The 23,550-nt window shown below is 48.3% G+C and carries 17 protein-coding genes, 1 pseudogene and 1 CRISPR repeat array; of the genes and pseudogenes, 10 read left to right on the forward strand and 8 right to left on the reverse strand.

What is annotated here, in order from left to right; translation table 11 throughout:
* Positions 1 to 423, reverse strand: a pseudogene (locus K4A83_RS00360) (RNA-guided endonuclease InsQ/TnpB family protein); the annotation flags it as partial.
* 428 nt (positions 424 to 851) lie between these two features.
* Between K4A83_RS00360 and dxs the strand changes: the two are divergent.
* From dxs to K4A83_RS00390, 6 genes are all read left to right on the forward strand, one after another.
* On the forward strand, positions 852 to 2,762 hold the full coding sequence (gene dxs, locus K4A83_RS00365) for a 1-deoxy-D-xylulose-5-phosphate synthase (protein ID WP_265262382.1): 1,911 nt from the start codon (positions 852 to 854) through the stop codon (positions 2,760 to 2,762).
* A gap of 75 nt (positions 2,763 to 2,837) precedes the next feature.
* Positions 2,838 to 3,257 (forward strand): membrane protein insertion efficiency factor YidD, encoded by a 420-nt coding sequence (gene yidD, locus K4A83_RS00370; RefSeq protein WP_265262383.1) that lies wholly within the window; start codon positions 2,838 to 2,840, stop codon positions 3,255 to 3,257.
* A 95-nt stretch (positions 3,258 to 3,352) separates the two neighbouring features.
* Entirely contained in the window at positions 3,353 to 4,768 is a 1,416-nt protein-coding gene (gene pds, locus K4A83_RS00375) for a 15-cis-phytoene desaturase (protein ID WP_265262384.1), read from the forward strand.
* Between the two features lie 227 nt (positions 4,769 to 4,995).
* Positions 4,996 to 5,922, forward strand: a complete 927-nt coding sequence (crtB, locus tag K4A83_RS00380) for a 15-cis-phytoene synthase CrtB (protein WP_407809762.1) — start codon at positions 4,996 to 4,998, stop codon at positions 5,920 to 5,922.
* A gap of 247 nt (positions 5,923 to 6,169) precedes the next feature.
* Positions 6,170 to 6,892 (forward strand): pyridoxine 5'-phosphate synthase, encoded by a 723-nt coding sequence (locus K4A83_RS00385; RefSeq protein WP_265262386.1) that lies wholly within the window; start codon positions 6,170 to 6,172, stop codon positions 6,890 to 6,892.
* Between the two features lie 96 nt (positions 6,893 to 6,988).
* On the forward strand, positions 6,989 to 7,324 hold the full coding sequence (locus K4A83_RS00390; RefSeq protein WP_265262387.1) for an MgPME-cyclase complex family protein: 336 nt from the start codon (positions 6,989 to 6,991) through the stop codon (positions 7,322 to 7,324).
* Between the two features lie 631 nt (positions 7,325 to 7,955).
* Here the strand turns inward: K4A83_RS00390 and K4A83_RS00395 are convergent.
* Entirely contained in the window at positions 7,956 to 8,168 is a 213-nt protein-coding gene (locus tag K4A83_RS00395; RefSeq protein WP_265262388.1) for a type II toxin-antitoxin system HicB family antitoxin, read from the reverse strand.
* A gap of 147 nt (positions 8,169 to 8,315) precedes the next feature.
* Positions 8,316 to 12,305: a magnesium chelatase subunit H gene (locus K4A83_RS00400; protein WP_265262389.1), complete on the reverse strand. Its 3,990-nt coding sequence runs from the start codon at positions 12,303 to 12,305 to the stop codon at positions 8,316 to 8,318.
* A gap of 484 nt (positions 12,306 to 12,789) precedes the next feature.
* Here K4A83_RS00400 and K4A83_RS00405 point away from each other — a divergent pair, with 484 nt between their 5' ends.
* From K4A83_RS00405 to K4A83_RS00415, 3 genes are all read left to right on the forward strand, one after another.
* Positions 12,790 to 13,284, forward strand: a complete 495-nt coding sequence (locus K4A83_RS00405; protein ID WP_265262390.1) for a hypothetical protein — start codon at positions 12,790 to 12,792, stop codon at positions 13,282 to 13,284.
* A gap of 263 nt (positions 13,285 to 13,547) precedes the next feature.
* Entirely contained in the window at positions 13,548 to 14,045 is a 498-nt protein-coding gene (locus K4A83_RS00410; protein WP_265262391.1) for a hypothetical protein, read from the forward strand.
* Between the two features lie 16 nt (positions 14,046 to 14,061).
* Entirely contained in the window at positions 14,062 to 15,315 is a 1,254-nt protein-coding gene (locus K4A83_RS00415) for a glycosyltransferase family protein (protein WP_265262392.1), read from the forward strand.
* Positions 15,316 to 15,551: 236 nt separating this feature from the next.
* Positions 15,552 to 17,811: a CRISPR direct-repeat array (repeat unit 37 nt; unit sequence CTTGAAATAACGTATAATGCCTATGAGGTATTGAAAC).
* Between the two features lie 329 nt (positions 17,812 to 18,140).
* Here the strand turns inward: K4A83_RS00415 and K4A83_RS00420 are convergent.
* The 4 genes from K4A83_RS00420 to K4A83_RS00435 all read right to left on the reverse strand — a co-directional run bounded on the left by K4A83_RS00420 (position 18,141) and on the right by K4A83_RS00435 (position 20,828).
* Positions 18,141 to 18,728 carry a phycobiliprotein lyase gene (locus K4A83_RS00420; RefSeq protein ID WP_265262393.1) on the reverse strand — a complete coding sequence of 196 codons (588 nt, stop codon included), beginning with the start codon at positions 18,726 to 18,728 and terminating at the stop codon, positions 18,141 to 18,143.
* Between the two features lie 46 nt (positions 18,729 to 18,774).
* A complete protein-coding gene (locus K4A83_RS00425; RefSeq protein WP_265262394.1) occupies positions 18,775 to 19,332 on the reverse strand; it encodes a phycobiliprotein lyase in 558 nt (185 codons plus the stop codon).
* A gap of 23 nt (positions 19,333 to 19,355) precedes the next feature.
* Positions 19,356 to 20,279, reverse strand: coding sequence for an RluA family pseudouridine synthase (locus K4A83_RS00430; RefSeq protein ID WP_265262395.1), 924 nt, complete (start codon positions 20,277 to 20,279; stop codon positions 19,356 to 19,358).
* 207 nt (positions 20,280 to 20,486) lie between these two features.
* Complete coding sequence (locus K4A83_RS00435) at positions 20,487 to 20,828, reverse strand: hypothetical protein (protein WP_265262396.1); 342 nt, start codon at positions 20,826 to 20,828, stop codon at positions 20,487 to 20,489.
* A gap of 426 nt (positions 20,829 to 21,254) precedes the next feature.
* Between K4A83_RS00435 and K4A83_RS00440 the strand changes: the two genes are divergently transcribed.
* Entirely contained in the window at positions 21,255 to 22,181 is a 927-nt protein-coding gene (locus K4A83_RS00440) for a D-alanyl-D-alanine carboxypeptidase (RefSeq protein ID WP_265262397.1), read from the forward strand.
* On the opposite strand, the gene cofH is transcribed toward K4A83_RS00440, so the two are convergent.
* Positions 22,107 to 23,312: a 7,8-didemethyl-8-hydroxy-5-deazariboflavin synthase subunit CofH gene (gene cofH, locus K4A83_RS00445; protein ID WP_265262398.1), complete on the reverse strand. Its 1,206-nt coding sequence runs from the start codon at positions 23,310 to 23,312 to the stop codon at positions 22,107 to 22,109. The two genes, K4A83_RS00440 and cofH, sit on opposite strands and share 75 nt — an antisense overlap.
* Positions 23,313 to 23,550: the final 238 nt, after the last annotated feature.

Raw genomic sequence — 23,550 nt, forward strand, 5'->3', positions numbered from 1 at the left:
TTAAGCTCCTCTCGTCGCTATAACGGGGGATTCTTTGTTCACCGAGGTGACTTGCTTAGACAGAATTTCTCCTGAAAAAGTAGAGGTATCCTCTCCCAAAGCGTTTAGGCTATCTTGTAGCCAAGTTCCCGAATGCCCTGCGGTACTTAATCCCAGTTTTAAGATGTTGCCTGCGGCGTTTTCGTCTCTGTCTAACTGACACCCACAAGCACAAACATGGGTTCTTGTGGACAGGGATTTTTTAACCTTTTCTCCACAATTAGAACAGTTTTGGCTAGTCAATTGAGGGGGGACAGCAATAGTTATTTTGCCGTGCTTTTTCCCTAAATACTCCAGCCAAAGACGGAATTGATACCAGGCAGCATCGTTAATTGATTTAGCTAGACAATGATTTTTCACTAAGTTTTTAATTCTTAAGTTTTTAATTCTTAAGTCTTTAATTGATGTTTTTTAGCCCTAATTTTAAACTCTAAGACTAACATTTGTGCTAACCTCACTAGCCTAAACGTAGTTTAGCACACAGTTTTCTGCTTTGACAAAAAAAATATGGATGCTACGCCTTTTCTGGATGCTACGCCTTTTTTGTTGGTGGGGGTTTCAGCCTACCGTTAACATTGGGGTAACGGGGGTCTTCACCCCGACATTTAAGATAATGTCTTGGCAAGCACCTGAACACTGGCGACCCCACTGTTTCTTAAAGATGGTACTTCTATATTGATTCTAGCACCTTAATGACCCGGATTTTTGGGCAAAAAATGAAAGATCGTAGCAATTCTGCGCTAGCTCTTGCTAGATCCTTTAAAGTGTGATGTAGGCAAAGTAAACCTTAAGAAAATCAAAAATAGTATCTTATGCACCTAAGTGAACTCACTCATCCCAACCAACTGCATGGACTCTCTATCCGCCAACTGGAAAATATTGCCCGTCAGGTGCGAGAAAAACACCTAGAAACCATTGCCCGCAGTGGGGGACACCTCGGCCCAGGATTAGGCGTAGTAGAACTGACCATTGCACTCTACCAGACTTTGGATCTGGATCGGGATAAAGTGGTCTGGGATGTGGGACACCAAGCTTATCCCCACAAAATGTTAACGGGACGCTACAACGACTTTCACACCTTGCGTCAAAAAGATGGCATTGCAGGCTATTTAAAACGCTGTGAGAGCAAATTTGACCATTTTGGGGCGGGACACGCCTCTACGAGCATTTCCGCCGCCTTGGGGATGGCTTTAGCCCGGGATATGCAGCGCGATGATTACAAAGTGGTTGCTGTGATTGGGGATGGAGCCTTAACCGGAGGAATGGCACTAGAGGCGATTAACCACGCCGGACATTTGCCCCACACTAACTTAATGGTGGTTCTCAACGATAATGAAATGTCGATTTCCCCCAACGTTGGGGCGATTTCTCGTTACTTAAATAAAGTCCGTCTATCTCCCCCGATGCAGTTCTTGACGGATAACCTCGAAGAACAATTTAAGCATTTACCATTCTTAGGGAATACCTTATCCCCGGATATGGAACGCCTCAAAGAAAGTATGAAACGCTTGGCCGTGTCGAAAGTGGGGGCGGTGATTGAAGAGTTAGGCTTTAAATATTTTGGACCCATTGATGGTCATAATTTAGAAGAACTGATCGCGACCTTCCAACAAGCGCACCAAATGCACGGGCCGGTTTTGGTTCATGTGGCGACGGTGAAGGGGAAAGGCTACGAATTGGCGGAAAAAGATCAAGTGGGCTACCATGCTCAAAGTCCCTTTGACCTCGCTACAGGTAAGGCCTATCCGCCCAAAAAACCCACACCGCCGAGCTATTCTAAAGTGTTTGCTCACACTCTGACCACGTTGGCGGCGAATAATCCTAAGATTGTGGGGATTACGGCGGCAATGGCAACGGGAACGGGTTTAGACAAGTTACAGGCAAAACTGCCCAAACAGTATATTGATGTGGGCATTGCGGAACAGCACGCTGTCACGTTGGCGGCGGGTTTGGCTTGTGAGGGGATGCGTCCATTGGTGGCTATTTATTCGACGTTCCTCCAACGAGCTTATGACCAGGTGGTGCATGATGTCTGTATTCAGAATTTACCTGTGTTCTTCTGTTTAGACCGAGCGGGAATTGTGGGGGCTGATGGACCAACTCACCAGGGGATGTATGATATCGCTTATATGCGCTGTTTGCCCAATTTGGTGATGATGGCACCGAAGGATGAGGCAGAGTTACAGCAGATGCTGGTGACGGGGATTGAATACACCGATGGACCCATTGCGATGCGCTATCCTCGGGGCAGTGGTGTTGGTGTGCCGTTGATGGAGGATGGTTGGGAACCGTTACCCATTGGTAAGGGTGAGATTCTGCGCAATGGAGATGATCTGCTGTTGGTGGCCTATGGTTCGATGGTGAATACTTCGATGCAGGTGGCCCAGATGTTGAGCGAACATGGGGTTGAGGCGACGGTGGTTAATGCCCGTTTTGTCAAGCCTTTGGATACGGAGTTAATTGTTCCTCTGGCACAACAAATTGGCAAGGTGGCGACGTTAGAAGAGGGCTGTTTAATGGGGGGTTTCGGCTCTGCGGTGCTGGAGGCGTTACAAGATCAGGATGTGATGGTTCCGGTGAAACGGTTTGGAGTGCCGGATCAGTTGGTGGATCATGCGAAACCTAATGAATCTTTTGCAGATTTAGGGTTAACGGGTTCACAAATTACGGAGTCGTTGCTGAAGGGGTTCTTTAGCAAACAGTTGTCGATGGTAAGCCGTTAATCCATTAGCTTCTCTCGATGTATTAATTATCAATTATCAATGTTTTTCTTGCCCAGCCCCTCTTTGAACACTTGTATGGTTAATGATCTCCCCAGTTCTCGCAATTTGCGCCCTTTGTCTGGGGCGGTTGATGCGATCGCCTTATTAAGTATTCGCGGATATCAACGGTATCTGTCGCCCCATAAGGGGTTTTCCTGTGCCTATCGTAGCGAGCACGGGGGGGAGTCTTGCTCGGAATATGTGAAAAAGGCGATCGCCTCCCACGGATTGATTGCCGCCCTACCCTTGATTGAGCAACGTTTTCAGGATTGCGAACAAGCCGAAGTCCTAATGATCTACGGCGGTTCCGTGAAGGATGACGAGCGGAGTTACCGGGAATGGAAAAAAGGCCAATTCCGCCAAAGGACTCGTCGGGAGATGTATCGGGAACGTCAATCCTGTTGTAGTCGGGGCTGTCGGCAAATTCCCCTAGTTTCTCGTTGTGGTTGGTTATAAACCTTGATCTCCCCCATCCAGAACGCTTGGGTTGGACACCCTTGTTCTATAATGAATTCAAAACGTAAACAAATTTTAAGAATTTAGGATTTCTAATGCGAGTTGCGATCGCCGGAGCAGGTTTAGCAGGTCTATCCTGCGCGAAATACCTAACAGATGCAGGACACACCCCCATAGTGCTAGAACGTCGTGATGTTCTCGGGGGGAAAGTGGCCGCCTGGAAGGACGAAGACGGAGACTGGTATGAAACAGGACTGCATATCTTTTTCGGGGCCTATCCCAATATGTTGCAGTTATTCAAAGAGTTAGGCATAGAAGATCGTCTTCAGTGGAAAGAACACACGATGATCTTTAACCAACCGGAAAAACCCGGCACCTACTCCCGTTTTGATTTCCCTGACCTCCCCGCCCCCATTAACGGGGTGATGGCCATTCTCCGCAATAATGACCTGTTAACTTGGGCAGAAAAAATCCGCTTTGGCATTGGCTTAATTCCCGCCATGTTGCGCGGACAGTCCTATGTAGAGGAAATGGATCAATATACTTGGTCCGAGTGGATGGCCAAGCAAAACATCCCCCCTCGGGTGGAGAAAGAAGTGTTTATCGCCATGTCCAAGGCCTTAAACTTCATCAATCCCGATGAAATTTCCGCCACCATTCTCCTAACCGCCTTAAATCGTTTCCTACAGGAGAAAAACGGCTCCAAAATGGCCTTCTTAGACGGGTCACCCACCGAGCGCCTCTGTCAGCCCATTGTGGACTACATCACCCAACGAGGGGGAGAAGTGCGTTTAAATGCCCCCCTCAAAGCCATTCAACTCAACGAGGACGGGTCCGTGAAAAGCTTTGTAATGCGAGGCTTAGACGGAGCCGAAGACTGGGAATGTCAAGCCGATCTCTACGTCTCTGCCATGCCCGTAGACCCCTTAAAAGTCCTGCTCCCTGAACCTTGGAAAGCTATGGACTACTTTAAACAACTCGACGGCCTCGAAGGAGTGCCAGTGATTAACCTCCATCTGTGGTTTGACCGGAAACTCACAGAGATTGATCATCTGCTCTTTTCGCGATCGCCCCTGTTGAGCGTTTACGCCGACATGAGCAACACCTGCCGGGAATACGCCAACCCCGACCGCTCCATGTTAGAGTTAGTCCTCGCCCCGGCCGCCGATTGGATTAGTAAATCCGACGAGGAAATCATTGCCGCCACCCTAGAGGAACTGAAACAACTCTTCCCCCAACACTTTACGGGAGACAACCCCGCTAAACTGCTCAAGTTCCATGTGGTGAAAACACCCCGTTCCGTGTACAAAGCCACCCCCGGCCGTCAAGCTTGCCGCCCCTCCCAAAACACCCCCATTCGTAATTTCTATCTGACGGGGGATTACACCATGCAGCAATATCTGGGCAGTATGGAAGGCGCAGTTCTCTCGGGTAAATTAACCGCCCGGGCGATCGCCGACCAAGCCCCCCGTTCTGCCCCGACCTCCCCCTCTCTAGTGGGAAGTGTTTAGAACCTCGCCGCAGAGAGTGACATGATCCAGCCTCTCTCCGGCAAAAATTAGCCAAAATTTCTCAATTTTGCTGTTCAGATTGGACAACTCAATGCGACAATTCTATTGGCTAATGGATTCAGCAACTCAGGGATCACCCCTCGGTCTTGCTCTTAGAATCTGCGGTCTTGTTTCCCGTAGCACTGAGTAGACCACTGAATCATGAACAACTTCTCAGCCTGCGATGAATGCTGCAACTGCCTAAACCACAAAGAATGAGACCCCTTGCCTCCCCAGCAGAGGCCTACGAATATTGCCGCCAAGTTACAGCAACCTACTCCAAAACGTTTTACCTTGGCACCCTGTTAATGCCACCTGAAAAACGTCAGGCCATCTGGGCTATTTACGAGTGGTGTCGGCGGACTGATGAGTTAGTCGATGGCCCCAAAGCCTGTTTTACGACCCCTGAGACACTTGATCAATGGGAACGTCATCTAGAGTCGGTTTTTGCTGGAGAACCCCTTGAAGACCCGGATGTAGCCCTTGTGGACACCATCCAACGTTTCCCCATTGAGATCCAGCCCTTTCGGGACATGATCGCCGGGCAACGGATGGACCTGTACCGCAGTCGCTACGAAACCTTTCAAGAATTAGAACTCTATTGCTATCGCGTCGCCGGAACCGTCGGCCTGATGACTAGCCCCGTTTTAGGGTTTGAACAAACCCAACTTTCTGCCCCTTGGTACGAACCGAACCCCAAAGAAGCCACAGAAGAGGCGATCGCCCTTGGTATAGCCAACCAACTCACCAACATCCTACGCGACGTAGGAGAAGATGCCCAACGGGGGAGAATTTATCTCCCCCTCGAAGACCTCGCCCGCTTTAACTACAGCGAAGAAGATCTCATGAACGGCATTGTAGATGAGCGTTGGCAGAACTTAATGCGCTTTGAAATCGAACGAGCGCGCCAGTTCTACCAATCAGCCGCCAAAGGCATCAGCGCCCTAAATCCCGATGCTCGCTGGCCCGTTTGGTCTGCCCTGATGCTTTATCAAGGCATTCTCAACGTCATTGAACGGAACAAATATGATGTCTTCCGTCAACGGGCTTATGTCCCAGCCTTCGAGAAATTCCTCTATCTCCCCGTGGCCTGGTTACGCGCTCAAGCCCTTTAACAAAATGTTGCGGAATTCCCCTTCCTCCCTTGCAGGGAGCAGGGTGGGGTAGTTCACCAGTGAGTCGTGAATAGTGAGTCGTGAATAGTGAGTCGTGAAGAGCCGAAACTATTCCCGACTCCACTTCAACTGCGCTCAGTGACCACCGACTCCCGTTCGCGCAGCGTGACCTAGGAATGCTCTTGAATTCTAACTTTGGGTCTTAACTTGTCAAGATTACCTATTACCCATTACCTATTACCTAACCGTGTTAACCCTTGGCGTAAATATTGACCATACTGCAACCATTCGTCAGGCCCGGCGTACCGTAGAACCGGATCCCGTAGCCGCCGCCGTTTTAGCCGAATTGGGCGGAGCCGATGGGATTACCGTTCATTTACGCGAAGATCGCCGCCATATTCAAGATCGGGACGTGCGACTCTTACGCCAAACCGTGCGGACTCACTTAAACCTAGAAATGGCTCCCACTGAGGAAATGGTAGGAATTGCCCTAGAGATTAAGCCCGATTATGTCACCTTAGTTCCTGAACGACGAGAAGAAGTGACCACCGAGGGCGGCCTAAACCTACTGGGAGACTTTGACCGCTATTGTGGGGTAGTAGAACAGTTACAAGGGGCTGGAATTCCCGTCAGTTGGTTTATTGATGCCGATACAGAGCAAATTAGGGCAGCCGCCGCAACTGAGGCCAAGTTTATTGAGTTGCACACCGGGAAATATGCTGAAGCCCACGGAGAAAGGGAACAGCAGGAGGAATTAGAGATTTTAAAACAGGGAACAGCCCAAGCCTTGGATTTAGGGCTGCGGGTGAATGCAGGACATGGGCTGACCTATTGGAATGTGTACCCTGTGGCCTGTATTGAGGGGATGGAAGAGTTAAACATTGGCCATACGATTATTAGTCGGGCGGTGTTGGTGGGGCTGGAACGAGCCGTGCGGGAAATGAAACAGGCGATGTTCGGGAAGGTGTAGTTTTTTGAACAAATTTCGTCAACGCCTAGAGAAGGGGCAGAGAATAGGGGACAATGGTGGATCGACGATAATCATTGATTGGGATTTAGAGTGACAATGCAAAATTATTATTATGTGGTAGCGAGTAAAACGTTCTTAATGGAAAAAGAGCCGTTTGAGGAAGTGTTACGGGAACGGACACGCTATTATCAAGAACACAATAAAGAGATTGATTTCTGGTTAGTGGAAGAACCTGCTTTTCTGGAAGCCCCGGAATTAGCGGAACTCAAGGAAAAATGTCCCCGGCCTGCGATCGCCGTTATTTCCACCAACCCCCAATTTATCACCTGGCTCAAGCTACGTTTAGAGTATGTGTCAAAAGGCGAATTTCAAGCCCCCTCCGATACTATTCCAGATCCCCTTGCATCCCTAGCGGCTGGTATCAATCATTGAAGCTCCCCACCTTACTGCGTAGAAGGTGGGGATTCTAACAGCCGATTGCTCGACCATTCATCCACTCAAACAACGAAAGTTGGAGAGGGTTGGTAGGCTCAGAGGCTAACGCTTCTGATGTGTCCCGATTGCTCGCACCTGTTGTTTCAGGCGTACCCGTAACTTTCTGGGTAACTCCCAGTAGAGTATCGAAACTGATACCAAGTATTTGACAACCCCTTTTACCTAGTACGATACCAGCATTAGTATCCCCATCTATAGGGGTGTTGCAATTTAGACACAAGAAACTTTCCTTGTGTCTATTTTTTGCTCTAATCTCGCTACTTTTCTATAAGCAATTTTTTGATTATTCGAACCATGCTTTTTACGACTAGCTCTACGTTGTCTTAATGTTTTTCGCTTCGCTAATCTTTTCTCATATATCTCTTCTGTCAGATCAGGTTCAAACCCTGATTCTCTCGTTGGCTGTGATGGCGAAGATTCGTTAAAATCTTCCAGAGTGATAGAAGAGGGTTATTTTACCTCTCCCACAGTGACAGAAGAAAGATACAATTTGACTTTTAGGATTCCTTGATAACTTCTGTCTTATTTTGCCAAGTTACCAAGAGGGTTTAAATCTTAATTGTGAGCTTTAAACATTGATTAAGCGTCCTTGAGGCTTAGGAATATTGCGTCCTAACTCTTGTGCCGTTTCTATCCATTCCTGCATCACAATCTCTACATTTTGCAATGCTTCTTGGTAGGTTTTCCCATCAGCAGCACATCCGGCAAGTTCTGGCACTTCTGCAATAAAAGCTTGGTCTTGTTCACTCCAATACAGAAGAATATTATAGTGCAGTGTCATCTATACCTCCTAAATTATACTTAAGAATAACTCCTCGAACTTGTTTAACCTGATAAAGGATAGAACTATTTTTTCAGATTGAAAAAAGGAGTGCTGGTTAGACACTCCTTTCTATTCTACAAGATTCGTTAAACTACAAGTGAAACCCTACTCAACGCCTTCGATACGGTCTTCTACTTCTTGGTATAACTCCCGGAGACGGTCTAAATTCTCTTCGGAAGTTTCCCAGTAACCTCGGCCGTTGACTTCTAATAAAGTGCCGACCATCTTGCGGAAAGAATTGGGGTTTAAGTTCATCAGACGTTTGCACATTTCGGGGTCTTGGATGAAGGTAGTGTTCACATCTTCATAGACCCAATTATCCACCGCGTCGGCTGTGGCAGACCAGCCCATTGTGTTGACCAAACGCTTGGAGAGTTCGCGCACGCCTTCGTAACCGTGACTGAGCATCCCTTCGTACCATTTGGGGTTTAACATTTTGGTCCGGGCATCGAGACGAACGGTTTCCGAGAGGGTACGGACTTGGGCGTTGGCGGTGGTGGTGTCGGCAATGTAGGCGGCGGGTTTTTTGCCGTCTTTGCGGAGATTGGCCACGACTTTGGTGGGGTCGGAGTCGAAGTAGTGGGAAACGTCGGTGAGACTGATTTCGGAGGAGTCGAGGTTTTGGAATGTGACCTCGGCGGTTTTCAAGGAGGCCTCGAAAATGTCGCGGCGTTCGTCCATGACTCCGGGGTTGTCGGAGTTGAAGGCGAAGGATTTACGGTTGAGGTACATATCCTGTAGTTCGGACTCTTCTTCCCAGGTGCTGTTTTCTACGGCGAGGTTGACGTTGGAGGAGTAGGACCCGGAGGCGTTGGAGAAGATGCGGGTGGCGGCTTGACGGATGCCGATGCCCATTTCTTCAGCCTGTTCTAGGGCGTGTTTGCGGACGAAGTTCATGTCTAGGGGTTCGTCGGCTTCGGCGGCCATTTTTACGGCTTGGTCGAGGAGGTTCATCTGGTTGATGAAGAGGTCGCGGAATACGCCGGAACAGTTGACTACGACATCAATCCGGGGCCGTCCGAGTTCTTCGAGGGGGATGAGTTCGAGTTTGTTGACTCGTCCCAAGGCATCGGGGAGGGGACGGGCTCCGACCATCCAGAGGATTTGGGCGAGGGATTCGCCGTAGGTTTTGATGTTGTCGGTGCCCCAGAGGACGGTGGCGATGGTTTCGGGATAGTGGCCGCCGTTGTCGAGTCGTTGCCGTTCTAAGAGGCGGTCTACGACGATTTTGGCGGATTTGACGGCGGCGAGGGTGGGGATGGATTGGGGGTCGAGGGCGTGGATGTTTTTCCCGGTGGGGAGGACAAGGGGGTTACGGATGGGGTCGCCGCCTGGGCCGGGGAGGACGTATTCGCCTTCGAGGGCTTGGAGGAGGCCGCCCAGTTCTTGGTCGGCACAGACTTGTTCTAGGCAGAATTCCAGGTACTCAAAGAGGGGTTTGAGTTCGTCTGTGTTGACGTTGGGATAGCCGGAGTTTTGCAGGGATTCGACCCAGGGGGTTTTCTTGAATTTCTGGAAGAGGTTGAGGCCGGAGACTTTGGATACGCGACCATCGGCGTCGGTTTGGGCGTGGACGAGGGCGGCGACGGCTTCGCGGGTGGCGAGGGTGATGTTTTGTAGGAGGTCTACGTCGGTGAGGATGCCGCGATCGCTATTTCCGTAAATTTCCTCGATCCTGCGTCCCAAACTCTCGGCAATGATGCGGGGGAGACTCTTGAGGTTGTCTTCTTCCCGGTCTAAACTGGCAATGTTCACGAGGGTGGCGATCGCTTCTTCCGCCGAGGGGGGTTTCCCAATCACGTGCAAGCCACAGGGCAGTAGGCGGGACTCAATTTCCATTAACTTCCGATACACAATGCCCACGATATTATCCCGCTCTTCGGGGGTCATATCTTTAGCATCGGTGGCCGGGAGTTGAATGTCTTGGTCTAGGTTCACCATGCGACATTTATCCATGATCGTATCGACAATCTGCACGCCCCGGCCGCTATCTTTCAGGGTTTGGTAGGAGCCAATTAACTCACTGAGTTCTTGCAGGCCTTTGTATAACCCGGCATTTTCAGCAGGAGGGGTGAGATAACTAATGGTTTCGGCATAACTCCGACGCTTGGCAATGGTGGCCTCGCTGGGGTTATTGGCGGCGTAGTAATAGAGGTTGGGGATATTGCCAATTAAACTGTCGGGATAGCATTCCCCACTCATGCCCATTTGTTTCCCCGGCATAAATTCTAGGGAGCCGTGGGTGCCAAAGTGTAACACTGCGTCGGCTTGCCAGACTCGTTCTAAATAGGTGTAGTAGGCGGCGAAACCGTGATGGGGGGAGGCGGAACGGGAGAATAATAGGCGCATGGGGTCGCCTTCGTAACCGAAGGTGGGCTGAACGCCGATGAACAGGTTGCCGAACTGTTTCCCGTAGATCAGCAGGTTTTCCCCGTCGCTGTTTAAATGTCCGGGAGGATCGCCCCAATTCTCCTTGAGACGCTCATAGTAGGGCGTGAGGCGTTCGTATTCCATCACTGACATCCGATAGGCTACATTGAGTTCTGGACTTTGATATTGGGCTTGGGCATCGTGGATGACGGCTTCCATGAGGGCTTGAGGGCTTTCGGGTAGGTCTTGGATGTCGTAACCATTGCTTTGGAGGGCTTTCATCACTTCGTAAATGGAGCCGAAGACATCCAAATAGGCGGCGGTTCCCACGTTGCCTTTATCGGGGGGGAAACTAAAGACGGTAATGGCTACTTTTTTCTCGACTTTGGGTTTTTTGCGCAGGTTTGCCCATTTGAAGGCCCGTTGTGCGATCGCCTCTACCCGGTCTTGGAGCGCAATAGCCCGCCCCGTTGCGCCATCACGACCGGATACAATAATCGGTTCAATGGCTCCATCTAGTTCAGGGATGGCAATTTGTAAGGCCACTTGGATGGGGTGTAAGCCTAACTCGCTGCTTTCCCATTCCTCGGTAGTTTGGAAGACCAAGGGTAAGGCCACCATATAGGGACGGTTGAGGCGTTTGAGGGAGTCAATGGCTTTGGGATGGTCTTGGCGGGCTGGACCTCCGACTAGGGCAAACCCGGTGAGGGACACGACCACATCCACAAAGGGGGTGGATTCAACCCCTTTCACTCGTTTATCCCAGAAATACTCATCCACGGGTTTGGAGAAGTCTAAGCCCCCGGAGAAGACGGCCACCACCCGAGCGCCCATCGCCTCCAATTCCTGTACCATCGCCACATAATGGGCATCATCCCCGGTGACGAGGTGGGTTCGTTGGAGGACTAATCCCACACAGGGGGCGAGGGGGTCCCGTAGGTCTTCAGAAATATCATCTCGTTGGTTAAACCAGTCCCAATATTCGTTCACGTCTTCAAACATTTTGGGGGCGAGGGGATGCCATACGCCCATATCGGGATAAACTACGGGTTCTGAGTAGATTACCCCGTGGTTTTTTTGGTCTTTGAAAACGTATTTATCGGCCAACATGAGCAGGAAGTTCTCTAAGTTGTCGGAGGAACCGCCTAGCCAATATTGGAAACTGAGCATAAAATGACGGGCATCCTGAGCGCGATCCATGGGCAGGTATTTCAGCACCTTGGGCAGGGTGCGCAGGAGCTTTAACATACTATCTTGGAAGGAAGAGCCGGAGTTCTTTTTCCGACTTTTCATAAATTGGGCGATCGCACTTTTACTTTGCCCTAAGTTCTCCATCGAGAAACTGCCCATCTTATTCAAGCGCATGACTTGGGGCATTGAGGGGAACACTACAGACACATCTAGGCGATCGCGGTGGGGGGCAACGGCTGCCACCACCTTCTCCGCTAACTCTTCAATAAAGATCAACGAGGCAATAAATATATTCGCCTGGGCGACATCCTGCTTAAAGTCTTCATAATTCCCTGCGTCTCGCAGTTCTTCAATTAAATAGCCACTTAGATCAATGGCGACATGGGGATTATTTTTGTTAATCGACTGTACCGCCGCCGATAGGGTGCTTTGGTACTGAGGCTCTAACACGACATAGACCACCTTCATAACGGATCGACCGTTGAGGTTTTCTGGTGTGATGCGTCGATTGGTGGACTTGACGTGAGTGAACATAAATGTGTGTCTCCTTGATTAAAATGCGATAACTAAAATCAGGTGTCTGGTTTCAGCCAGGAGGGCGCTTAAAAACCCTCCCCAAGCCTTGAACTGTGAGAAAGCATCAGTTTCAAATTATCGCGCTTTGTTAAGAAACATCGCAATGGCAACTGATGAACTGCAACCCAAACCCATGAGGGGTACAAATACCCCTCAACCCTAGCAATACCTTTCTGTGGTTTTACCAGAAAACGCTTATAGAATGTGGGTTCTCGCCCCTATTCGATACAATTCGATAAAAAAAATAAAATATTTTTTTACAAAACTTGACAAATTTGATGAGTGTTTACTCAAATTATTCGCAATAAAAATTTATAAAAAAAGATTGACAAAAAAAAATAATTAGCAGTATTGCAAAATGTGTCAAGTTATAGTAAAAAACGCTAGTCTTGACAAACCCTCCTAGCCACTGGTTAAAATATTGATCAAAAAATCAATATCTGTGCTGATGTCCTCCTCTGCTAAAGTCCCCCAATATTTTCAAGACCTGATCGAGTTTTACCCCCAGTCAGAGGGTGCCGGAGTCGCCATTTTTTACCAAGTGACTCCCCCCGGAGTAGATTTAGAACAAGTTGCCCTACATCAGTATCAAACTTTTCTTGGTCAGAAGTGGGAGCAACGATCTGAATCTTGGATGCGCCCTTGGAAACGAGTGTATCAGCGCACCCGGGATGTTAAAGCGAATTTTGTCGGGGAAATGACTGCTGCCACCGTTCTCGTTGGCAGGCATGATCAGAAATGGGTCTTAAAGTTACTCAGGATTAATTCCGATGACTATGTTCAAGCTTACACCGTCCTCAATGCAGGTTTTAACTGTCCCGAAGCGGAAGAGTTTCGAGTGTATAGCATCGGCGAAGATGAAGAGATTCAAGGCTTATTAGGGATTAGTCGCCGCCGCAATGGGGAGATACTCACTCTCGCACTTTGGGATGATTAGCCTTCCCCTCCCAGAAACCTCGTTTCTAGGATGAGTCAGCTTATCTTCAGGTGAACTACCCCACCCTGCCGTTGGCGAGGATGGGGCTTCCTGATTCAACGGGAACTGCATCTAACAAAACCGATGTTTTGCCAGGTTGTCTTACACTCCCTCCCCAGGCAGTATCGCTGGTTCCCAACGACAAGATCCGCAAGGCTTCATTCCCTCCCTGCAAGCGAGGAAGGGGAATTCCGCAACATTTTGTTAACACAATTCCAGTAACTATGTCTTTATCAGCGAAAATTCCCCCCTATGCCCAAGACTTAATGAACTTTTACAGTCCACCCCACCAAGGGGCTTGGGGAACTGTCATTTTTTATGAACAGATTCCGTCGGATGCTGAGTTAGAAGCTGTGGCACTCGCTCAGTATGAATATTTTGTGGGGGGTAGTACCCGAGATTTCATGATTTGGCGGCCCCAATGGAAACTGATTTATGAACGCACCCCCGACTGTGAACCGAATATTCGAGTAGAGTTAGACGCGGCGACCTGGGTTGCGGGTCTGGATTATGAGGATCGCATAGCCAATGTGCTGCAATACGACTATGATTCAGAGGGTAATTTTTACGAACCCAAGGTTCTGGCGGCTGGTTTTAATAGTCCTGAAGCCCAAGAGTTTCAAGTCTATACCATTGGGGATGGTGAAGTGATGGAAGGTCTATTAGCCCTTAGTCGTCGTCGCAATGGGGAGACAATCACCCTCGCTTTTTTAAAAGATTGAACAGCACAAGGATGGCATGAATCAGCCCGTAGACCTTCTGATTTTATCCAACGGCCCCGGCGAAGTCACGACTTGGGTGCGTCCGGTGGTGGAATGTTTAGCGCAACAACTGGGGGAAGAGCGCTCCCGAGTGCGGATTTCTCTAGTTCTCTCCCCTTGTACCCATGCTACGGGAAAAGAAGGTGCGATCGCCCGTTCCTACCCCCAAATTGACCGCGTACAAGATGCGCCCCACTTTTGGAACTTTCTCCTCTGGGGGAAAACCGCCGAAAACTGGGACTGGCACAAACGGGGCTTGGTCTTATTTTTGGGGGGAGATCAGGCCTTTGCGGTGTTATTGGGTAAACGCTTAGGCTATCCCATTATCACCTATGTTGAGTGGGAGGCGCGTTGGTTGAACCATGTGCAGCGCGTGGGTGTGATGAATGAAAAAGCGATCGCCAAAGCACCCCCCAAATATCGCACCAAACTAACCATCGTCGGCGACCTCATGACCGATGTGGGTCAATTTACTCCCCCACAAAACCCCGAGGAAGAATGGATTGGACTCCTACCCGGTTCCAAAGCCATGAAACTCGCCCAAGGGGTTCCCTTCTGCTGTGCCTTAGTCGAATATATCCACCAACAGCGCCCCCAAACCCGCTTTGTCATCCCCGTTGCCCCCACCTTAGACATTGACACCCTCGCTCAATTTGCCAACCCCGACTATAACCCCATCCTCTCCCGCATGGGCAATGTAGGAGCAACCCTCATCCATCCAGACGGCGAAGAGCGCCCCTATCTCCTCACTCCCCAAGGCGTGAAAATCCTCCTCTGGCCAGACTTCCCCGCCTACGACATCCTCACCCAATGCCGTATTTGTTTCACCACCATTGGAGCCAACACCGCCCAACTGGCCGCCCTAGGAGTGCCGATGATTGTCGGGATGTCTACCCAACAACTGGACGCGATGCGCGCTTGGGATGGTTTACCCGGTTTACTGGCCAACTTACCCCTCTTCGGCAAAGGATTCGCCCTGTTGATTAACTGGGTGATGATGCAATATACCCTAAAAACCAAACGCCTTTATGCTTGGCCCAATCTCTGGGCAAAACGGGAAATCGTGCCGGAATTAGTCGGAGCCCTCACCCCGGAACAAATCGGGAAATTGATGATTGACTATTTGGAGCATCCTGAGCGTTTGGAAGCGATGAAGGGGGAGTTAGCCCAAGTGCGAGGTGAAGGGGGGGCAGCCCAACAGTTGAGTCAGTTGGTGATCTCGCAACTTTAGCCCCATTTTTGCGCGACGGGGTAGGTGTTTTTTTTCGGGGATCTTTCTAAATGGCTGAAACTCAAGCTGGCTTTAGGTTTGCTCTGTGTCGCTGTGTGGAAGGTGTCGCGCACCTTACAAAGCAAGGGTTTCAGCCGTTTCTTGTCTTTTCCCGAGGGCTGTGTTATAGTTTTGGGGTGGGTGTCGCGCAAGTGGGGCAGGAAAACCGGGCAGAGTAATGCTTTCAGGATGCCGCTCTTGAAATAACGTATAATGCCTATGAGGTATTGAAACCTCGGCGTTGAACCCAGTAATCGCGATCGCTATCTTGAAATAACGTATAATGCCTATGAGGTATTGAAACTAAAAATCCAAAAATGTTTAATGCAAACCATCGAAAACTTGAAATAACGTATAATGCCTATGAGGTATTGAAACTACTCATCTGTGGACAGGTTAGTTACGCGAAAAATTCTTGAAATAACGTATAATGCCTATGAGGTATTGAAACGAATAAATCACTCACCCGACCCAACAACCTCAATCCTTGAAATAACGTATAATGCCTATGAGGTATTGAAACAAAGAATGGGGATGGTTTAAATGTTGGACTGCTATCAGGGCTTGAAATAACGTATAATGCCTATGAGGTATTGAAACTGACAGTCTTTCATTTATTTCTTTTTCAATCAAACTTGAAATAACGTATAATGCCTATGAGGTATTGAAACTAAGCACAGGACTGCTATCAGGAGATGGAACAGGAGAGGCTTGAAATAACGTATAATGCCTATGAGGTATTGAAACTCGACGATAATCAAAATTGCACTAATCGCCCTAGTCTTGAAATAACGTATAATGCCTATGAGGTATTGAAACGGCTTGCCTTCGAGTATCTTTAATTTTGAGAGTCTTGAAATAACGTATAATGCCTATGAGGTATTGAAACGATAGTTTTAACGCTGAAACGCAGAGAGAGCGGCTTTTTCTTGAAATAACGTATAATGCCTATGAGGTATTGAAACTCAAGCATCGTTGGATTGATGCAATAGGTACAGCATTACCTTGAAATAACGTATAATGCCTATGAGGTATTGAAACCGGAATATCGTATTTTTGGGCATCACAGCGATTAGCTGCTTCTTGAAATAACGTATAATGCCTATGAGGTATTGAAACTCAGAGTCCCCCCCCCTCCCTTGCCGGATAGTGTACCCCTTGAAATAACGTATAATGCCTATGAGGTATTGAAACAGCCAATGGCGATCGCCTCGCGCTGACTGCCTTGGCTTGAAATAACGTATAATGCCTATGAGGTATTGAAACAGGAGGGGATACAGCATACAAAGAATATGCCGACTTGAAATAACGTATAATGCCTATGAGGTATTGAAACTCCAGTGCTTGCAGTATGCCCGTGGGTGACTTCTCTTGAAATAACGTATAATGCCTATGAGGTATTGAAACATGAATAATCCGTGGAGAATCATCCCCCTTGCCCCCGCTTGAAATAACGTATAATGCCTATGAGGTATTGAAACCAGTATCCAGTCACCCACCGCAAAATCGGATTTTCGGCTTGAAATAACGTATAATGCCTATGAGGTATTGAAACCCATTATAATTTGAGCATATTAATTGTGCTGATTGCTTGAAATAACGTATAATGCCTATGAGGTATTGAAACGTGCCAGTGGCTCCCCCCGGTTGTAGTGGGATAAGTCCCCGACTTGAAATAACGTATAATGCCTATGAGGTATTGAAACAGAACCCGAGGCGATCGCCCACACATCCCCGGCTTGGGTGGAGCTTGAAATAACGTATAATGCCTATGAGGTATTGAAACGTCGCTCGGGATGCAAATCACTAAACCCTTATCCTTGAAATAACGTATAATGCCTATGAGGTATTGAAACAGGAACTCCCCAGCCTAGACGATATTGAATCTGTCCTTGAAATAACGTATAATGCCTATGAGGTATTGAAACCAATGATATTACTTTGAGTAACACATTGAGACTGCTGACTGAACTTGAAATAACGTATAATGCCTATGAGGTATTGAAACATATAGGGCTGGAATCACCCTCCCTTCGATAGTTAGACTTGAAATAACGTATAATGCCTATGAGGTATTGAAACACTCCCGTATAACGCCATTAACTCTTCTGAACACACCTTGAAATAACGTATAATGCCTATGAGGTATTGAAACCACCTGAATCATCTGGAATGCTCCCCACGCGCCCTTGAAATAACGTATAATGCCTATGAGGTATTGAAACGTAAAAAACTTATTCTGGAAGTTGGGTGTCACATTCTTGAAACTTGAAATAACGTATAATGCCTATGAGGTATTGAAACTCTTGTTGGTTTGGTGTCGTTAAAAACCAAGTACCCTCGCTTGAAATAACGTATAATGCCTATGAGGTATTGAAACGTGGACAGCAGGCGATCGCAGCAAGCTAACAGCGCTACACCTTGAAATAACGTATAATGCCTATGAGGTATTGAAACTCCGAAACTGGAGGCTCTCCCCTCATCTCACCCAACCTACGAATTGGCTTTTTTATAGGGAAATGTTGGGTTGCACTTCGTTCCACCCAACCTACGAATTGGCTTTTTTATAAGGAATAGGTAGGGGTTGCTGAATAACTTGGAGAGCAGGGGAGAGGAGAGAGGAGAGAGGACAGAGGGAGAGTCAGGAGTCCGTAATAATTCTCTATTCTCACTTCTCTATTCTCACTTCTCTCTTTGCAGGGGAGCAATTATCAATTATCAATTATCAATTCCCTATTCCCTAGCCCCACGAGTAGAGTTATTCAGCAAGCCCTAGTTATTAAAGATTACCAACCACTGACGGCATAAAGAGCGGGGGAAGATGACACGGGGGCGGATTCTTCCTCAAGGGTGGGATTTACCCGCACTTCCGCGCAAAAGGTAGCTGTATTAAAACCGCCAAAGCGTTTAACGGTACTCATGCGCAGACGAATGTCAGGACTGGGAAACCAAAAACGCTCAATGACGCTCATGGTTTCGTATTCGGTGACGAGATTGAGAGCTTCTTCTTCGTCCACTTCGTACTCCCCAGCCACGGGGACAATTTCAGCATAACCCCGTTCTCGTAACAGTTTCCCTTTTTTGGGGTTTTCACCATCAGGAATCAGAGCAAAGACGCTTTTTCCTTTGTGTTCCTCCCCTTCTTTGTCCCAAGCCATTGAACCTTCCCAACTCACGAGGGCGCCGCCGACGGTTAAACTGGGATCGGCATCGTGCATCTGGCAAATTTCAATGATGCGGGGATCATCGGCGGGTAACATTGTAACGGTAATTTCCGATCCTCCAGTTTCAGCCCGTCGGAAGGGGAGATGATGGGTGGTGCGTTGCGATCGCCAAGTGCCTGCGCTTTTCTCAAAAAATGTTAAACCGTCCATGTCTAAATGACTTGCTCCTTGGGTGTGAGAGGTTTTCCCTATTGTTTCACGATTGCTCCTTTTGTTCCACCCCAAAGCCTACTAATAACAGGGTATCTAACGGTTGTCCCGCTTCCGGTCGTTGGTAGTTGTAAATGCGGCGAATGCGGAGGGTAGGATTAATCAGGGTGATGGAGTCCACCGACACAACGCGAGTGTATTGGGTGGTCATTAACAGTTCTCGGGTGCTGTTATTAAAGCTAAACTGAGAAATAATCGGCCGAGACTCTTCATAGGCGCGATCGCGTAAATAATCCCCCGTTAATATCTCTCCCCGTTGCTCCTGCGGCACAAAGAGCAAATTGAGGGTTTGAGATACCTTGTCCCCATGTTCAGAAACCGTCTGAAAGCCCAAGGAAAAGCCCGGCAAGGGGTCTACATCGGGCATCGTGGGGTAGAGGTTATCGGTAAGGACTTTGAGCTTGAGTGCCGGGGAAAGGGGGGCAATTTGGAAATCTGTGTGCGATCGCTCTACTTCCTGTTTCGTCAAATAATGATAAGTCCGTTCCGTTTGCCAATTGCCTACACAATGGTCAAAAAACTGATGAAACACTGTAGTATCCATACATTTCAAACCCCAAAAATGAATTAACGTTTGCGGAGGACTTCTAACAAAGTGAGAAACTCTGGGGGAGGGGGTGCGATCGCCTCAATCATTTCCCCAGACACAGGATGCTCTAAACTTAAACGATAGGCATGGAGCGCTTGCCCCGTCAAGTTCACCCCCACCGAGCGCCCCACCCCATAGACAACATCCCCTACAATCGGATGACCCATCGAGCTACTATGAACCCGAATTTGATGAGTGCGTCCCGTTTCTAGCTTAAACTCCAACAGCGTGAAATTGCCCAACCGTTCCCTCACCCGCCAATGAGTTACAGCCTCTCGCCCCCCCTGGGACTCCGGCACAATCCCCTGTTTTTTCCGATCCACAGGATGGCGACCTATCGGCGCATCAATCGTCCCCTCAGAAGCCCTTGGCGCGCCATAGACCACCCCTAAATACTCCCGTTGGGCTGTTTTGGTCTGAATCTGCTTTTGCAGGTGTTGGTGAGCCTGATCCGTCTTCGCCACCACTATCGCCCCCGTGGTATCCTTATCCAAACGATGGACAATTCCCGGCCGTTCCACCCCCCCAATCCCCGCTAAATCCTGACAGTGGTAGAGTAACGCATTAACCAACGTTCCCCCACTGTGGCCCGGTGCCGGATGAACCACCATCCCCGCGGCTTTATTAATAATAATCAGACTTTCATCTTCGTAGAGAATATCAAGGGGGAGGTTTTCCGGTTCAAGTGCGAGGGATTCTGTGGGGGGAATTTCGAGAGTAATTTGATCCCCAATTTGTACCACCATTTGCTTTTTACGGCACAGTTGACCATTAACTTGAACTTGTCCCCCTTCTATTAATTTCTGTAAGCGAGAACGAGTTAATTCTGGAAGTTCGGCCGCTAACCAACGGTCTAAACGGGTCGCTTTTTCGGCAACAGTTAAAGAGAGATAATCGTGCATTGTGTAGGCGTTAATTCGGAAGCTCTTAAGATAATTATGGTTTGCTGAATCACTCAGGGAGTCGGGAATCGGGTCGGGGGTAATGTCATTGGGAGGTACGAAGCAATCTAGTCAGGAGTTGGGGAATTATTTCCTATTACCTATTACCTTATTGAGTCTAGCGTTTGGTTTTTCATCAAACCCTAATTCGACCCGTTTTAATCGGGGTCACTCCGTAAGAAAAAGAACCCGGATCAAAAGGATAACAAGAGAACAACTAAATATTGTCCCACAAATCGGGAAAATGCGGTTAGCAAACCACAGGGGTAGAAAGATATCTGCCACGGAGCCTTTTTCGTGACCAAGGCGCTCCACTAATAGAGTCAGAGGACAAGTCCACCCTGACACCATTAAAACAACACTTTCAATCAATACCAAGCCGACAGCAACCCAAGTCCACGAGGTAATTTTCCCCGAAACTGCACTAAATAAGGAGTAAAGTACACATAGGCTCAGAATCCAAAAAATAATCGTATGAATTAACTTAATCTGGGCAACGGTAATTTTCATAAAATTTTGACCAATTTTACCCTAATTCTATATAAGGCTTGCTGAATAACTCTACTCGTAGCGCTAGGGAACAGGGAACAATTAACAATTAAAAATCATCTATTACCCATTACCCATTACCCATTACCCATTACCTATTACCCATTACCTATTACCCATTACCTATTACCTATTACCTATTACCTATTCCTAGACCAGTTTAGTTTGATCTGTAGTCTAAGAGTAGCACAAGACAGCCCGGCCTCGCCCTGCCAGTAGGTCAGGATGGTTCACACTAACAATGTCCTCTCACTTTGATTGTTAAATTGGCTGATTGATTGTTAAATTGGCTGAGAAATGATAGTCTCAATCCAGTTTTATCTGAAAAGGGGCCGAGTGTTTGCTCCATCTGCCTCACCCTAATTCAATTGCCGTGATTATTTTCCTATGAAAAAAATAGCTACTTGGTTTAAATCAGCCTTGGTCGTGACAACGGCGGCCATCGCCTCGGAAAGTTTGTTCCTCACTACTCCTGCCTTAGCAGACCCCTCTGATTTTACCCCAGAATTGACCTTACAAGTCAACCCAGAAATCACCCCGGAAGTCCCTCCAACGGTGGCACAAGCAGATAGTATTCCCATCTATGTTCCCCCCCCGGAACGCCATACACCGGGCATTTGTGAGGAGTTTGTAGAACCCAGCATTACGGATATTATTCAACGTCGTGGTGGGCGTTGGGGGGTTTTAGTGCAAACTTTGGATGGTCGCACCCTCTACACTTATAACGCGAATACCCAGTTAATTCCTGCCTCCAATATTAAACTGTTCACCACAGCGGCCGCCTTACAACGACTTAACTTACAAAGTTCTATTCGTTCTCAATCCCTAGTCAGTTGGATTAATACCACTAACTTAAGGAGTAATAACAGCTATGCGGATGTGCTATTAAGTACCCTTGGGGGAGTGCAAGCGGCACGGCAAAGTCTAACCCAGTTGGGGGTGAATGGGGGATTTCGTCAAGTGGATGGGTCGGGTCTATCGCGCAATAATTTAGCCACAGCACAATCCCTAGTGGAAACTTTGCGGGCGATGTATTTTAACGATAAACGGGATGTGTTTATTCGCTCCTTACCTGTGGCCGGAAAAAGTGGCACCCTGAGTCGTCGTTTTCATAATACCCGCGCTCAAGGTCGAGTCTACGCCAAAACAGGAACGTTAACCGGAGTGCGGGCTTTATCGGGTTATATTGAGCATCCCGAATATGGGATGTTGGTCTTTAGTATTTTGGTGAATAATCCCTCACAATCGGGGGCTAACTTGGTCAATTCCGTTGATTCCATCGTGATTGCTCTGTCCCAGATAATGCGCTGTTAAGAGGGGTCGAGATTGATAAAGGGTGGTACGTTCTAAGGCCGGACGGTGGAGGGAGGCGATCGCATTCCGTAACTCCTCTACCGTCAAAGACGTGCCACCCTGCGCCCCGGCCATACTGGTGATATGTTCTTCCATTAAGGTCCCTCCCAAGTCGTTACAGCCCCATTTCAAGGCCTCTGTGGCCCCCTTTAAACCCAGCTTCACCCAACTGGGTTGATGATTGACAATCCAGCGTCCCAGATAGATGCGAGCAACGGCCGTTAAGCGTAATACCTCCTCTAACACAGGTTGATCTCGTCCCACTCTGCGACGGAGGGGAACCGGGGCAAATTGTCCCACAAAGGGCAGCAGGATAAACTCCGTAATGCGGGCCGGGTAATGATGGGCGATCGCCTTTTCTTGTAACTGTCGCAGTAATTCCAAGTGGTGAATCTGCTCCATGGGGGTTTCAATATGACCACACATTAACGTACTAGTGGTGGGTAAACCCTCTTCTAGTGCCGTTTCCACCACGTCCAACCAGGTGGCCGTATCAATTTTTTCGGGACAAATCACCCGACGCACCCGATCATCCAACACCTCCGCGGCCGTGCCGGGTAAAGATCCCACTCCACCCCCCCGCAGGGCTACAATCACCTCTCGTAGGGATAAACCATCCTCCCGAGCGATAAACTGCACCTCTTGGGGAGAAAAAGCATGAATATGAAGCTGGGGAAAATCTTGTTTAATCGTTTCCACTAAGCGCAGATAATAAGCCAAACTAGAACCATTGAGTTTCGCGGCCGGATTTAACCCCCCCTGCATACAAATCTCACTCGCTCCCCCTCTCACCGCTTCCTCCGCTTTAGCCCGGATTTGCTCCCACCCCAACCAATAAGCCCCCTCCTCCCCCTCATCCCGACGGAAGGCACAAAAATTACAATGTTGTTCGCAGATATTCGTATAGTTAATGTTGCGATTCACTACATAGGTCACGGTTTCCCCCACTTGTTCTTGACGGAGGCGATCGCTCGTTTCCCGAATCTTCTCCACCACGACGGGATCCGTTTGCTGTAATAACAGCACCCCTTCCTCTGGGGTTAAATCATACCCATCACAGACCCGATTGAGTAATTGTTCAATTAACTTCATCTTTACTTACCGTTTAAGGTTTCATCTTTTTTTATTGATAATTGATATCGCCAACAAGAAACCCCACTAGCCTTATACTCACGAGGTTTGGGGCAGGGTTTAACCAATTTGTCATCAAAACCTCCTGGGTCTGAAACCCCGTCCTTTAAGGACGGCTTTGTATTTTTCTGGTAATATTGGAAATATCGAAAAGCGAAAACCAAGGCTATTCGATATTAGCACCTTGAAAATTGGATAT

It is taken from the genome of Spirulina subsalsa FACHB-351, assembly GCF_026130165.1.
Taxonomy (GTDB): Bacteria; Cyanobacteriota; Cyanobacteriia; order Cyanobacteriales; family Spirulinaceae; genus Spirulina_A; species Spirulina_A subsalsa_A.

Coding starts and splice junctions, on each gene's coding strand:
- K4A83_RS00395 (WP_265262388.1), bottom strand. CDS start 8,168: ATGACACTGCACTATAATATTCTTCTGTATTGGAGTGAACAAGACCAA.
- dxs (WP_265262382.1), top strand. CDS start 852: ATGCACCTAAGTGAACTCACTCATCCCAACCAACTGCATGGACTCTCT.
- yidD (WP_265262383.1), top strand. CDS start 2,838: ATGGTTAATGATCTCCCCAGTTCTCGCAATTTGCGCCCTTTGTCTGGG.
- K4A83_RS00425 (WP_265262394.1), bottom strand. CDS start 19,332: ATGGATACTACAGTGTTTCATCAGTTTTTTGACCATTGTGTAGGCAAT.
- K4A83_RS00400 (WP_265262389.1), bottom strand. CDS start 12,305: ATGTTCACTCACGTCAAGTCCACCAATCGACGCATCACACCAGAAAAC.
- K4A83_RS00435 (WP_265262396.1), bottom strand. CDS start 20,828: ATGAAAATTACCGTTGCCCAGATTAAGTTAATTCATACGATTATTTTT.
- K4A83_RS00440 (WP_265262397.1), top strand. CDS start 21,255: ATGAAAAAAATAGCTACTTGGTTTAAATCAGCCTTGGTCGTGACAACG.
- crtB (WP_407809762.1), top strand. CDS start 4,996: ATGCTGCAACTGCCTAAACCACAAAGAATGAGACCCCTTGCCTCCCCA.
- K4A83_RS00410 (WP_265262391.1), top strand. CDS start 13,548: ATGTCTTTATCAGCGAAAATTCCCCCCTATGCCCAAGACTTAATGAAC.
- cofH (WP_265262398.1), bottom strand. CDS start 23,312: ATGAAGTTAATTGAACAATTACTCAATCGGGTCTGTGATGGGTATGAT.
- K4A83_RS00420 (WP_265262393.1), bottom strand. CDS start 18,728: ATGGACGGTTTAACATTTTTTGAGAAAAGCGCAGGCACTTGGCGATCG.
- K4A83_RS00430 (WP_265262395.1), bottom strand. CDS start 20,279: ATGCACGATTATCTCTCTTTAACTGTTGCCGAAAAAGCGACCCGTTTA.
- K4A83_RS00415 (WP_265262392.1), top strand. CDS start 14,062: ATGAATCAGCCCGTAGACCTTCTGATTTTATCCAACGGCCCCGGCGAA.
- pds (WP_265262384.1), top strand. CDS start 3,353: ATGCGAGTTGCGATCGCCGGAGCAGGTTTAGCAGGTCTATCCTGCGCG.
- K4A83_RS00390 (WP_265262387.1), top strand. CDS start 6,989: ATGCAAAATTATTATTATGTGGTAGCGAGTAAAACGTTCTTAATGGAA.